The organism is Paraflavitalea devenefica (genome assembly GCF_011759375.1).
Classification (GTDB): Bacteria; Bacteroidota; Bacteroidia; order Chitinophagales; family Chitinophagaceae; genus Paraflavitalea; species Paraflavitalea devenefica.
Map to the genome: position 1 here is coordinate 2,150,044 of NZ_JAARML010000002.1, position 15,561 is coordinate 2,165,604.

Annotated in this window: 3 protein-coding genes; all 3 read left to right on the forward strand. The window is 49.7% G+C overall.

What is annotated here, in order from left to right; genetic code table 11:
• Nucleotides 1-139 precede the first annotated feature (139 nt).
• The 3 genes from HB364_RS17915 to HB364_RS17925 all read left to right on the forward strand — a co-directional run bounded on the left by HB364_RS17915 (nucleotide 140) and on the right by HB364_RS17925 (nucleotide 15,515).
• The gene (locus HB364_RS17915; protein WP_167289584.1) at nucleotides 140-2,122 is read left to right on the forward strand and encodes a PKD domain-containing protein; all 1,983 of its coding nucleotides are present in this window, start codon (nucleotides 140-142) and stop codon (nucleotides 2,120-2,122) included.
• 38 nt (nucleotides 2,123-2,160) lie between these two features.
• Entirely contained in the window at nucleotides 2,161-4,890 is a 2,730-nt protein-coding gene (locus HB364_RS17920) for a CHAT domain-containing protein (protein ID WP_167289585.1), read from the forward strand.
• 263 nt (nucleotides 4,891-5,153) lie between these two features.
• Complete coding sequence (locus tag HB364_RS17925) at nucleotides 5,154-15,515, forward strand: LamG-like jellyroll fold domain-containing protein (protein ID WP_167289586.1); 10,362 nt, start codon at nucleotides 5,154-5,156, stop codon at nucleotides 15,513-15,515.
• The last annotated feature ends 46 nt before the right edge of the window (nucleotides 15,516-15,561 follow it).

The window sequence follows — 15,561 nt, forward strand, 5'->3', positions numbered from 1 at the left end:
GGAAAGGTCGAACCTTTGCCGGGAAGAATAACCCGTGAAAACACGTATTTTTTATAGTAGCCATACTTTATATATCTTCAGGGGTAACAAATCATCCGTCCTGTTGATATAACCACGAATACCTTAAAACGGCTGACATATGAAACCGGGTCTGCTAACAGGATTATTACTAATAGCTCAACTGTCCAGGGCACAGATCAATGATACCCTGCCTGCGGTGGTAGAACCGCAGGTACAGGATAATCGCGTGAAGTTCACCTCTGTATTACGCCCGCTGCGTGGCGTTGCCGGGGCGCCCGCCCCTTTCTATACCTACTTCTGGGAGTTTGGGGATGGTACCTACAGTTTTGAAAAAGAGCCTTCCCATGTGTACAGGGACACCGGCGATTATCCCGTTCGCCTCTATGCTACCAATAACTATGATGATGGTAAAAAGCCGCCCACCCGCCTTAAAAAAATACGGGTAGAGAAGAAGACCATGCTGGCCGCCAATACAGCGCCTGCCTTTTTCAAAAGCGCCGGATCATTGGAAATGATGACCAACCAGATGCCCCGGCCGGGAGAAGATATGGTACTGCTCCTGGGTTACCGCAATAAGCCGGGTAGCCAGGTGGCGTCTGTCAGCGGCTCTGTCATGCTCTTGTACAATGAAAAACAATTTGGGCAGAACAGCTTTGATATGGCAGAGGCCAGGAGTTATCACCAGGAAAAAAACATTGGGTTGGATTCCCTGCTGGCCTATGCCCCTGCAGAAGAGTGGATACTACCCGGGCATGATGAGCAGAAAAAAGGATTGTTCACCGTAAGCGCAGATAATTACGAAGTAATAGCCAATAAGCCACAACTGAAACAATTGCTGAAACAGCAAATGGAAACCTATCGCAAGCATCATATCTGGCGGGTGAATGAGGTAAAGCCGGGCGAAGAGAAATTCATGTTCCTCTCCTTGAATACCCTGCCGGAAATGATCAAAGACACCAATGCCGTGGTCACGATCTCCGGCCTTTTCATTCCCGATGACCCTTCTATGGATATAGAGCAATTCAACCTGGAGTTGCAGATAGTGGCTTCGCACGATCCCAACAGGATCATGCTCAGGAACCGCCGGTTGAACTACCGGTTTACCGGCAAGAACAGGCAGAATACCTATAAAGTGCAGTTCCAGAATACCGGCAAAGGGCCGGCCAAAAGAGTAGCCATTACCATCACCATACCCGGTATGCTGAATACAGGTACGGTAGAACTGGTGGATATGAAACCGGCCTGCGCCTGGTGCGATTCGGCCTACGCCAATCAAAGCTGTATAGATACCATTCTTACGAAAGACAGTATCCAGTTCATCTTTAAAAACATCTACCTGCCCGGTACACAGCAGGAGGGCATCAGTGACCCGGATTCTACCATGGGCTATATACGGTATAGGCTGCGCTTTAACAAGAACATGAAGAAGCTGCCTTTTACCAGCCGGGCGGCCATTGTCTTTGATAAAAATGAGCCGGTGTATACCAACCGTTCGGTGGGCCGGTTTAAGAAAGGATTGTCGCCGGGTATCATCATAGGGTACAATACCATCCCGGGTAAAGTGCCCGCTGATATATTGCCGCAAAATTATGTCCTGGGCTTTTCTTTATCGGAATATGCTGCTTACAGGAAATATTTCCAGTGGGAACTCTACCTGCAAAAATCACGCACGTATGAATACTATGCAGGCCGCAGAACAGGCGGTGATACCACCATCAATGGAGCAGTATATAAAGTAGAATACCGGGACCTGTACCAGAAGCAAAAAGTATTCTCAGTAGAAGCGGTACCGTTATTTTTCCGGTATAACCTCAATGCCTTTATGGTAGCCGGGGCGGGTGCCTTGGTAGCGGTAGATGTAGAGCGTACTACCACACCGGTAGTGGAAACCTATGTACAACGGCCCAATGGTACCGGCCTGGAACTGTTCAAAGGAGAGCAACCAGCACAACAGGAATCTTTTGCCAACTGGCGGGGGGCGCTCTTTGCCGATCTGCAATTAGGTATCGTACGCAGAGGCCCGGCCGCCGGTATCCGTTTCCTGCAATACATGAACCCCTCACACCAGCGCATCTTCCTGTATGCGAGCTGGAAGTTGTAAGTGGCAAAAAATCGATACTTTTAGCCAAATTAACCCTGATGGCACACTGCCTGTATAAGGTAGTTATACAGTTTATTGTTTATTGTTGCTTCTTTATTCAATCTTATGCGTCGCCCGACAGTACCCGGCTGCCCGCCTCCCTGCAAAAGCAATTACAGGAATTACAACAAAAAGACAACCTGGAGCAATGGCTCTATGCCCGTATTGATTATGTGGATGCGGCCCCGTTTGAACGTATCAACTTCCTGATGGAAACCCAGCAGGCCGCCTGGAGAAGCTATACTACCTATGATGAAAGAGTGGCCTGGTTTAATCTGTTGATATTGCAGGGATATTACCAATTGCAAACCGGCAATATCCTTTCTTCCATCAATGCCTATGAAACGGCCCTGGCATTCTATGAAGCATATCCCTTGCCCGATGTTGACATTGTTAGCTATGTGCTTAAGCCACTGGGTAATAACTATACCCGGCTGGCTGATTACAATACGGCCTTATTTATTCACAGAAAAACATTGGCGCTGGCGCAGCAGCGGAAAGATAACCGGGAAATAGCCGCCACCTATAGCAATATGGCCATTTGCACCCGTTGGAAGGGCGAATTACTGTCGGCCATGCAATATTGCAAGGCAGGCATAGAAAAAGCAGACCCGCATACACCTTTGTATGGGCTGTTGCTGAGCACCTGGGCCGATATATTGACGGAACAGGGGACGTATGATTCGGCAGCATTTGTAATAGAACGTTCCCTGCAACAATTACGACGCTATAAAAACGATACAGATGCTGTATATTGGTATGGCAGCGCTTTGCAAATGGCGGCCCGTATTAGCATGGAGCAGAATAAGCATGTTGCAGCCCTGCAGTATGCCCGGCAGGCACTACAGTTATTTAACCGCTATTATCCCAATGCCCGCCAGCGTGAAAAGGCCAAGGTAAATGTACTGCTGGGCGATCTATGTTTTAAAACAGGCAAGCCAGAAGATGCCTTACAATACTATCAGCAATCACTACAATGGTTATTGCCTTCCTGGCAACCCGCCAACCTGCTGGAGGTTCCGGCCGAAGCACTGCTGTACAGCGAGAATACGCTGGCAGATGCACTGGCGGGTAAGGCCATGGTATTACCTGTGCTGAATAAACCGGAAGCAGCACTGGAGCATTATATAACTGTATTTATGGCCGGACGGAAATTGCGGGCAGCTTTCTATTATACGGAATCCAAGCTGAAAGAACTGCAGCTTACCCGGATGCGTGCAGAGGCGGCCATGCACCTGGCCTATAAACTATGGACAACCACCAAACAGAAAAAATACCAGGAGCAACTATTGCTCATAGCTGAACTTTCGAAAGCCCAGGTACTGGCAGAAGAAAGGGCTGCCCGGCTCGGCCAGGCAAAAAATGTACACCCGGCCGATAGCATTGCCCGCAAAGCACAACGATTGCAGGAGGTCATTATCTATTACCAGCATGAAGCGGCAGCGGCTCCCGGTAATAAAAATATCCCGGCTTTATTACAGGCGGCTGAATATGAGCTTTCCCTGTTGAATAAAAAGAACAAGCTCAGGAACAATAATGATTCCACCGGTCAAAGTATGATCAGCTTGGCACAACTGCACCACTTCTTTCAAGGTATTCCACCGCAGGTAACCGCCCTGGAATTCTTTGCCGGGCGTGATAACAGCTATATCATAGAGATGGATAATAAAGGAATCAGCGGGGTAAGACTGATTGCCAACAGCAGCGCGCTGCAGGATACTGTACAGCAATTCATGCAACAATGGTTTGTAAAGGGACCGGCTCCCATGATGAATACGCCGCAACCATTTTTCCGGCAGTGTTACGAAATCTATGCCCGTCTTTTCACCGGTTATAACTGGCTAAAAGACCGGCGGTACCTGTTGATCCCTGACGGCATGTTCAGTTACCTTCCCTTCGATGCCTTGCTTACCCATGGGAAGTTTAGTCATCATTACCAGGAATGGCCATTCCTGTTTAAGCAGGCCTCTTTATCACAGGCCTATTCCTTACAAACCTGGTACCAGCAGCAATCGGCCCTCTACCCGGCAAATGGGTTTACCGGTTTCTTTGTATCCAAAGGCAAGGGACAACCGCAGCCGGTATTATCAGTCATGCAGGAGTATCAATCCCTGCAGGGAATGATCAAAGGAAATTATTTCCCCGATTCAATGGCCACCTGGCAAAACTTCACCACCTATGCCAGTAGTACAGGTATCCTGCATATCAGTACCCATGCGGTAGCCAGCGTACAGGATTCTTTTCCTTATCTGCAGTTATATGATCAGCCTTTTTACCTGTTCGACCTGCGCTATCGTTCCTTTTCGCCGGCATTGGTAGTGCTGGGCGCCTGTAAAACAGCCGATGGGGAATGGCTGGCAGGGGAGGGGGTGAACAGCCTGAGCCGGGGCTTTACGGCAGCCGGCGCAGGTGGTGTTGTATCGGGATTATGGAATGTGAATGATGAAACAGCTATTGGTATCCTGCAACATTTTTACCGGCAGTTGCAACAGCGAAAAGATCCTGCCCTTGCCCTGCACGATGCCCGGCTGCAATGGTTGCAGGAACATACTGATAACGCTACCCTGCACCTGCCATATTACTGGGCAGGATTTGTATACAGCGGTCATTTGCAACCGGTGGGCATGGATCAGCATAATAATTATTGGTGGTATCTTGTAGCAGGAGGAATGGTATTACTGGTAACAGGTATGGTTTTATTTGCCAGGCGTAAGAAAACAAAACAGTAACCTCCTGTATTAAAGCGAGTCTATCCTGCGGCAAACGCTGGTCCAAATAACTTCCGGGATTACATTTAACTCCATAGCACTCCATAAATCTGCTTAGCTATTTGTAGTAGAATTACTACAATCTCAACGAATCATTATTACAGCCTTCCTTTTCGGGCATTGCTACATTTGCGACAATCGTATTTTAAAAAAGGGATATCCATATCAGTTTAAGCCGGAAAGCTTATGCCGGCCTTAAACTACATAACCATGAAATACCACTTATGAAAAAATACCTGCCGCTATTCGGGTGCCGGATTGCACCTGTTTCTTTTCTCTTTGTATTACTCCTGTTAGCTGCCACTACTACACACGCTACTGATTTTGTGGTCTCCAATGGCAACAATGCCGGTGCTGGTTCCTTACGGCAGGCCATCCTTGATGCCAATGCCAATGCGTCTGTACCCCACACCATCACCTTTACGGTGACCGGGGTGATCAATATCACCACCTCACTGCCCACCATTACCCGGCCCGTGACCATTGATGGCGGTAGTCCCGGTACGGTGACGATCAGTGGACCAGGGGGCAATAACACTATTGCCCTTTTTGTATTGGGTACAGGTTCCGGTGGCAGTACCATCCGTAACCTTACCATGCGCAATACCGGCATCGAGCCTATACGGTTGTCAGTGGCCCTGAGTAATGTCACCATTGAAAACATGGTGCTTACCCAAACGAGTACCCATTACATGAACCGGGCTATTCTTGCCAACGCAGCCGTGACCGGCCTTACTATTAAAAATGTGACGGTTACCGGCCTGGAAGATAAAATGTACGGCATTTACCTGGCCGGCAATGCCACCAATGTAATGATCGATGGGTACAACCTTTCTGCCGGCGGGGGTATGACTGCCAGAGGGATACAGGTAACAGGTGTGGCCAATGGCTTTACTTTGAAAAACAGTATTATTGACCTGGATGATCCGGCTACTAACGACGACGGCGATTATGGGATCGTCTTTTCCACTTCAGCTATTAATGTAACCATAGACAGTTGCACCTTTCGCGATAACGAGATAAACGCCATATACTGCGGTGCCGGCGTCAATACTTTCAACCTCAAAAACTCCCGGTTTGATAACCTCGATGGCTGGACCAGGAACAAGTTTGTGTTTTTCAACACCAATAGCGCCAATATTACCATTGATAAAAATATTTTCAATGCCGATTACCGTTCCGGCGCCGATGATGGAGATTTTGCGCTCGATCTGAACGGGGCATCCAACCAAACCATGACCATCACCAATAACCAGTTTATTGAAAATGACACAGTAGGCATTTACCTTGGTGGTGGTGCCCTTACCAATAACCATGATAATATACTGATCAAGGGTAATGCTTTTACCCGCAATGGAAATGGCAACAATGCCACCGGTGGCATTGATTTCCTGGCAAGGAATCTTACTTCAGACGGGGGCGCAGTACTGATTACCGAAAATACTTTTACAGATAATAACGGGATTGCTGTTATTGTCCATCCCGGCAATACTACCACCTATGTGCTCCCTAATTTTACCATTAGTAAGAACATTATCTACAACACCAAATCCACCTGGGGCGCTGTACGGGCCCAATACGTTGATAAGATCATTATTACCCAGAATAGTATTTACAATAACCAGGGGCTTGGTATAGAGCTTTATGCCGCGGCCAACTGTGGTTATGAAGGCACCACTTATACGCCACAGATACTTTCCTCGGTAGAAACTGCAGCAGGCGTATATACGGTCACCGTTAAAATGCCCACCATTTGCGGTTCGGGCAATTGTTCATTGGAGCTGTTCTCCAATGAAGCTGGCGTGAAAGGCGTGGGCGGACAGCATTATGTGACTACAATACCGGGCCTGGGCTCTGGTAACCGCGTGCTCACCGGCGTTACCGGTACTTTCCCGGAGATCACCGGCGCTCCTTATGGCTTTTGGACAGCTACACTAAGGGTGAATAATAACTGTGGCACCTCAGAATTCAGCAATAAAAAAGCGATCAAGCCCAATGGACCTGCCGGCATCAGCAATGGCATCGCCGTATGGTTGCGGGGCGACGATATTTCTGTGGCCAATGCAGAACCTACCGCCAGTGGCCAGACCATCACGGGCTGGGAAGAGTTCAGCGGTGTTGGACCTTCTGCTACTACCGTTATCAATAACCCCCTTACCAAACTATCAGGGATTAACTTCAATCCCGTAGCCGACATGGATGCCGATGGCATCAGGGGGCATTTTAGCGGGGCGCCTTCCTGGATCACAACGCCTACCGCCACTACGGTGGGTGTGTTCAATCCCTTGTCTGTATCCGCCAGTGGCGACCGTTTTTATTGCCTGTTTTCTCAGGCAGGATCAGATTATAATACCAATTCGGCACAGATCGAATTTTATCGTACGGGCAATAACATCAACTCCTACAGAGGTAGTACCTTATTGAATCCCGCTATACCCGGCACTACCGGCGTCATGGCGCTCAACAGGCCGGGGGTGTTCTCTTCTGTTACCAGCGCAACTAACCATACTTCGTATTACAACGGCGCCAATATGGGCAGCGGCAATTACAGCAAAGGCAATTTTGCCGTCAGCCAGTGGTTTGTAGGCACCGGTTATAATTCAACAGATGGTTGGGCCAGTCAGGCTGAAGTAGATTTCGCGGAAGTGTTTACCTATAACCGCGTACTCTCAGCAACCGAGCTCCAGAAAGTTCAATCGTACATGGCGCTCAAGTATGGTATAGCCATGAAACAAAATTATGTATTGAGCAGCGGTACACTGGTATGGGATGTGACGGCCAATGCCGCCTACAGCAAGCAGATAGCAGCCCTGGTACGGGACAATCTATCGGTATTGCACCAGAAACAGGCAAAAGCTTTCCATACGGATGAAGTGATCAGCATTGCGTTGGGAGATGAACTCGCTACTACTAATAAAGACAATGAAGACACCATTGCCAATAATCTTTCTGTATTCATGTGGGGCAATGACAGTGCCTCTACTGCCTATACCAAAGCATTTACGGCAGGTACCTACAGCAGTACCCGTATGCACCGCGTATGGAAAGTACAGAAAACAAACTGGGCCGACCAGGATATCACTATCACGGTGACTGGTGCTAAAACCAATAATTACCTGCTCATCAGTACCGATCCTACCTTTGCTTCTATCAGCCAGGAATTACCCCTGAGCAATACTGGTACCATCACCCTGTCTTCTGCGCAGTTGGCCAATGGCGTTTACTTTACTTTTGGCCGCCAGCAAAAAGCGCCGGGTGGGGTAGCCCTTGGACTGGGCGTATGGACAAAGGCCGATGAAGGAATAACCATGACAGGTACCAATGTAACAGCCTGGCAAGATCAGGGTCCGTCACAGCGGGTATGGCCCAGGGGAAACACCAGTGCAATAGGTTGGTCGGATGCTGCCTTTAATTATAACCCCGTAGTACAATTCACAGGAGTGAACTATTTCCTCTTTAGCCAGTTTACACCAGCTTATACCCAGGGTGAGGTGTTTTCCGTGCAGTCCTCTGCGGTCAACAATGTGGCTTCGTTCCCTTGGCAATTGGGTGGCACAAGCGGGTCTACCGCCGTTCACTATCGCTGGACAGACAACAATATGTACCTGCATTTTGGCACCAATGCCCGTCGCAATTTTGCCTTTACCGGTAAAAACCTGGCCTTGCCGGCTATTCTCAATGTGAATACTGCTGCCAATTCCTGGACAGCTTCGCTTGATGGGAAAGTAATGAGCGGGCCCAATGCTTTCACTACCAGCTTTGCACAGGCTATTACCAATAATTATATTGGAGCAGGACATAATGCTGCTTTCAACGGCTCTCTGCCCGAAGTGATCCTGTACAACCGCAAGCTCAATGCTACAGAACGCCAGCAGGTGAACAGCTATATGGCCATTAGATATGGTATTACACTCGATCAAACCATACCCGCCGATTACCTCGCCAGCGATGGCACTACCACTATGTGGAAGGCATCTGACAATACCGGCTATGCCAATAACCTTGCCGGTATCGGACGCGATGAGATCGGGTCACTGTACCAGAAACAGAGCCGCAGCATCAATACGGCTGCTACCGGCAACCTGATCGCCATGGCGGTGGGCAGTGAACTGGCAGCCAGCAATGCTGATAATACAGATACCATCACCAACAATAAATCATTCCTGGTATGGGGCGATAATAACGGAGCCATCACTTATACGACCAATATAACAGGTGACAATGTTACCCTGCGCATGCCCCGGGTATGGAAAGTGGATAAGACCAACTGGGCCAGCAGGGATATCACCCTTAAGTTGTTTGGCAATGTAACCAATGCCTACCTGCTCATTAGCAATAGTGCTTCTTTCGCTACTATTGACCAGGAACTGCCCATCAATCCGGATAGCACCATTACCATCAACAGTGATCTGCTGCCTGATGGTGCGTACTTCACGTTCGGCAAACAAATCGTAGGTCCGGGTTATGTGAATGCAGGTGTACAGGTATGGTTACGGGCCGATGATGGCGTGTCTGCCAATAATACCTGGTTCGATTACAGCGGTAATGATGCCAATGCCGAACAAACAGTGGTGGCCAACCAACCGGTGCTCACTACTGCTGTCAATAACTTTAATCCGGCGTACCGGTTTAATGGTACTACCCATTACCTGGATGTTCCTTATAGTGCCGGCTTTAATGGAAATGTAACTGCTTATACTGTGCATACACAACCAGTGGCCAGCGGTTTCCGTACGCCGCTTGCCAGCAGGAACTCTTCCGGCAGCGTCTCCAAAGGCTGGAACTATTACCGGAATGTAAATATCCGGGAATCCTGGACAGGCACTAATACGGCATCCTGGTCTATCTTGACTGGTGGCGCCACTACGCTGAATGTACCGGAGATCATCGGACTGGATGCCACCCTGGGATCGGGCAATTCAGTGAAGCATATTTATTCCAATGGTCAGACGGTGGCTACCGCTACCAACGGTACCTATATTACGAATGCTACTGCTCCGTTGCGTATCGGCGCCATCAGCGATGGTCCCTCGCTTTGGTGGAATGGCGATATTGCAGAGACCGTTGTGTACAACCGTGTGCTTACGGCCAGCGAACAGAAACATGTGGAAAGCTACCTGGCGCTTAAATACGGCATTACGCTGAATCAAACTACACCTACCGATTATGTGGCCACCGATTGGGACGGCACTACCGGCACCAAAATGTGGACAGCTTCCAAGAACGGTAGCTACAATAAAAATATAGCCGGTATTGGCCGCGATGATAAAACAACCTTATACCAAAAGCAATCCCGCTCAGCGAGCGATTCGCTCATTACCATTGCTGCGGGTGGTACCATTGCTGCGGATAATGCCTCCAATGGCGCTGATATAGACGACCTGTCCTTCTTCGCCTGGGCCGATGATGGCGGCGCTGCTACTTTCTCAGTAGCTATTACCAGCGTGACCAATGCAACCAACCGCATGGCCCGCGTATGGAAAATAGACAGAACAAACTGGTCCGATCAGGATGTTACTTTCAAAGCAGTACAGGGTGGTGACCGCTACCTGCTGGTACATGCAACAGATCCCACTTTTGGTGCAGGCACGGTTGAGTATCCCATCAATACAGCTACCGGCACGGTGACCATCAATACTGCTGATCTGCCGGATGGCGCTTACTTTACACTGGGTGCCAAGATCGTGGGGCCTGCCTGCGTGAATACCGGTATTGTTACCTGGCTGCGGGCCGACTATGCGGCCGCGCCCAATAGCTGGGCCGACTTCAGCGGCAATCAGGTCAGTGCTGCGATGGATACTGCAGCCAAACAGCCTGCATTGATAGCAGGAGGGCTCAACTACAATACAGCCCTTCAATTTACTGCCAGCACTGATTATATGAAAATACCGCAGGCATCCATAAGCGGGAAATTTCCCACTGGCAATGCAGCCAGAACATTGATTGGAGTAGGAATAAGCACTACTGCTACGGATCAGTTACTGTTTAGCTATGGCAGCTTTGTCGCTAATCAGTCCTCAGGATTAAGAAAACAGGCAAATCAGGCAGCCACTTTTGAAGGCATGGGCGCACCCAGTGGATTAGTAGGACCTGCCAACTCTTTTCCGAATAATAAAGTGACCATTATCTCCGGCCGCTATACAGGTGGCGCCACCGGCAGGGCTTCCTTATATACGAACGATACCTCTGCGCTTGCATCAGCTACCATGAACTGGAATACTGTTATCTCTGCCGAAGGTGCGCAGATTGGTAAATATGTTGGAGAAAGCCGTTACTGGAACGGTAATATCGGCGAAGTGATCGTGTACAACAGGAACCTTACAGATGATGAATTCCAGCGGGTAAGCTCTTACCTGGCCCTGAAATATGGGATTACATTAGATCAAAGTCCTGCTACTGACTATATAGCCAGCGATGGCACCACAAGAATGTGGACGGCTGCCGATAATACAGGATACGCCAAACGTGTTACGGGTATAGGTCGTGATGATTGTACCGAACTGTACCAGAAACAAAGTTTAAGCGTGGATACTGGCATCGTGGCTATGGCCATAGGCGATGCGGTACAGGCAAGCAATGCTGCTAACAGCGATTCCATTACCAATGACAATTCCTGGTTTGTATTTGCCGATGATGGCGGCGCTGTTCAGTACAATACCGACCTCAGCGGCCTGGAAGGTATTACCACCCGCATGGCCCGTACCTGGAAAGCAGATAAGACCAACTGGGCCGATGCTGGTGTTACCTTCAAGCTCACAGGCGGCAATGACAAAATATACATGGTTGTAAGTGCAGATGCTACTTTCGATGGCGCAGATGCAGCTTATAAGCTGGATGAAAATGGCAATGTGACCATTACCACCGACCTCATACCCGATGGTGCTTACTTTACTTTTGCCAAAGAACTCAACGGTCCCGGTTACGTGAACGTAGGAGTGCAGTTCTGGATGCGTGCGGATGACAATGTTTCTACCGTTGATACGTGGAACGATTACAGTGGTAATGACAACCATGCCACACAGGCTACAGCAGCCAGTCAGCCAGTAGCGGTTGCGAATTCAGTGAACTATAACCCTGCCTTTGATTTTGACGGCACGGATGATTATATGGACTTTGCTACCAACGCCGGTATCAGTGGTACCAATCCCTTTACCGTGGTAAGCGTGCAGATGCGCCACACCTTAGGAGGCTACGATGCGATACTGTCGAACCAGGGCACGGCCACCAACGGCTTCCATAGCATGTATAACCCCAGCAATAAATATGTAGTGAATGCTACAGGCCAAACCGCTTTTGAAAGCACAGGCACCTATGCTACAGCCAACATACCTTATCTGAATGCTACCACCCGTTCGGGCAATACGTTTAGTTTCTATACCAGGGGGGCTGCAGACGGAGGGGGTACCGCAGGTTGGTCCTTCCTTGGTAATAACCTGCGCATAGGTAACAGGGGTGCGTCGGCAGACCTTGCGTTCGACGGTCACATCCATGAAGTGATCGTGTACAACAGGGCATTGCCGGCCAACGAACTGCGGCGGGCGCACTCTTACCTCGCACTCAAATATGGTATTACTTTGAGCGGTGACTATATCGCCACCGATGGCACTACTTCCTACTGGACAATAGCCAACAATACCGGCTACCTGGCCAATATTGCCGGTATAGGCCGCGATGACAATACCGGTTTGTACCAGAAACAAAGCCGCAGTGTGAACACCGCCGGCAATGGAAATATGGTGGCCATGGGATTAACAGCCATAGCAGCTACCAATAAAGACAATACAAGCACTATTGCCGATGACCTGAGCTTCCTCGTGTGGGGCGATAATGCGGGCACCGGGACAAAAACTACAGAGTACCCCACCTCACTGGATCCCGGCGGCTGTAGCAGGATCACACGCCTGCAACGGGAATGGAAAGTGCAGAAAACAGGCAGTGTAAATGATCTGCAGGTAAAGGTCTACCTTACCGGGCTGGTGCCTACCAGCACAACGCTGAGCGACCTGAGGCTGCTGATAGATGATGACGGCGACTTCAGCAGCGGCGCCACCACCGTGACAGATGCTGGTGCTTATGATGCTGCCACCCAGGTCGTAACCTTTGATGGTATTAACTTTACCGATGGTCAGTACTTTACAGTAGTGACTGACCTTACCAACCAGGCGCCCGGTGGTGTGATCACCAACCTGTACACTTGGTACAGGGCCGATAAAGGTATTACCACGGCTACCGGTGTAAATGTAGCTGCCGACCAAAGTGCTGTGCCCAAAGATATAACACAGGCTACCGCAGGCGCACAACCGGCATACAATACAACCAGCAATCTTATCAACTTCAATCCAGGTCTGGGCCTCGATGGTACCAATGATGTATTGAGCAGTGGAGCCATTACGTACTCGGCTACCCCCAACGGGGAAGACCTCTTTGCAGTGGTATTACCCAACAATGCCACAGGAGCCCGGAACGTAATAGGCTTTGGCAATGCTACTGCAGGCCAGGGTACTGAATTAAGGTACAACGCCAATGTACTGCAATACGCTTCCAAAGCAGCAGGCGCCATTCAAACCATTGCCAATCCTGTTGCTTCCAATGGCGTTGCGCAGTTGGCCAATGGCAACCGTACCAGTGCAGGAGCCGCCAACCTGTTGCTCAACGGAACCTCCGTGGCTACAGGCACCATCAGTCAGCAACCGGCCAATACAGCCCTGAATATCGGTGCAAGGCGCAATGCCGCTACGCCCGACCAGTTCTTTAATGGCCAGGTAGCTGAAGTAGCTGTTTATAACAGGCAGCTCACTGCCGCGGAACGGGAAAAAGTAGAAAGTTACTTTGCCATTAAATATGGCATCACCTTGCCGCACAACTATGTGGATCCTGCAGGTACCCCTGTCTGGGATATTACTACCAATACAGGTTATGGCTTCAACATCACCGGTATTGGCCGTGATGATTGCAACGGGCTGCACCAGAAACAATCGAAGAGCGTCAATACAACAGAAGCGTTGGTGACCCTGGGCAACTATGTAGGTATTGCCACTACCAATGCCGGCAATGCCAATGCCATGGATAATGCCACGGCTTTATTACTGGGCGATAACAATGCCAACAGAACAGCGTGGACCGCTACCGGCGTGCCGCTGAACAGGCAACGCCTGGCGCGTACCTGGAAAGTGCAGGAAACAGGCAATGTGGGTACAGTTACCATCCAGGCGCCTGCCAACAGCAGCAGCGCCACCGTGAAATTGCCATTGGAACTGGATGCTACGGCCTACCTGCTGGTAAGCACTACCGGCGATTTTGTGAATGATGTAACCGAAATCCCCATGACGCTGAATGGTACCGATTGGGAAGCGGCTGTTGACTTTACCAGTGGCCAGTATTTCACCTTTGCTACCAATGATGCCTGTGTATCTGCTGTTCCTTTATTAACTACCTATGGCGCTTCGGCCACAACAGCTACAGATGAATGTTATGTGGGTGGATGGATCCTGTTCAGGGACCCGGTAGATAATACCAAATTCGTGGCAGGTATTTATGATCCTGCCGGTTTGATAGACCGTTCAAAAATATCTGCGAAAGTAGATGCGGCCAGGCCGTTTGCTGATCTGGGCGAAGGAAGTTCTACAAAGGCAGTGCGCCTCATGCGCCGTATGCTGCAGGTAGATTGTGCTGCCTGCTACGATGCAGTGGCCAATCCAACGCCCGGCTTTACAGTACGCATGTTCTATGCGCCTGATGAAAAGGCCGGTGCGGAAAGTGTGGAAACCAACAACATGGAAGCCATTAAAACAGCCAATGGTATCACCGATCCGCATGTATTCAAGTGGTTCAAAGCGGCCGGTAAAACCATTGATGACGTGATCACCGGTCTTGCTCCGGGAGGTATTGCCGCCGGCGGACAGGAATGGTTTGATGGAGCGTTGACAACCGGACAACTGGGCGGTGTTGATTATGTGGATTTTGCATCTGTCAACAGCTTCTCCACCTTTGGCGGTATATGGTCTGTCAACCTGCAGGCGGTGCTTCCTGTTACCTGGCTCCATGTACAGGCGCTTCCCATGGGTAGCAATACCATAAGGGTGAAATGGGCAGTTACTGCCCAGATTAACAATGCAGGGTTCACGGTGGAAAGGAGCGAGGATGGGCGACGTTATCAGCCCATTGCCACGGTGGCGCCGCAGGCTGATAATCCGGGTATGCCTTCTTACTACTCAATAGATGATAACAAGGTATCGCAAGGTGTTACTTATTACTATCGCATCAGGCAAATGGACCTGGATGGCCGTGTAGGCTATTCAAAGATCGTGACTGCAAAACTGAATGCGGGTGGCCTGCAATACCTGCAGATCAAGCCCAACCCGGTATCAGGTACCCTCCGGTGGGAAGTAAACGTTTCCCGGCCACAGTCCCTGCAGGTCAGCATCATTGACATAAAGGGCAGGGTGCTGCGTGAAAAGAAAATGCAGGCACAGGCAGGCAGCAACCAGTACAGCATGGAAGGGGCAATATTCAGCCGGGGAGCTTACCTGCTGAAGATCATAGGAGAAGATGGAACCATCATGACAGAGCAGTTTATAGTACCGTAGATAAGCTACGGGCAACGAGCTGTGAGCTGCGAGCAGTTATAGGGTA

Bases quoted from the DNA above. Each gene is read 5' to 3' on its own strand.
- HB364_RS17920 (WP_167289585.1), top strand. From the start codon at position 2,161: ATGGCACACTGCCTGTATAAGGTAGTTATACAGTTTATTGTTTATTGT.
- HB364_RS17925 (WP_167289586.1), top strand. From the start codon at position 5,154: ATGAAAAAATACCTGCCGCTATTCGGGTGCCGGATTGCACCTGTTTCT.
- HB364_RS17915 (WP_167289584.1), top strand. From the start codon at position 140: ATGAAACCGGGTCTGCTAACAGGATTATTACTAATAGCTCAACTGTCC.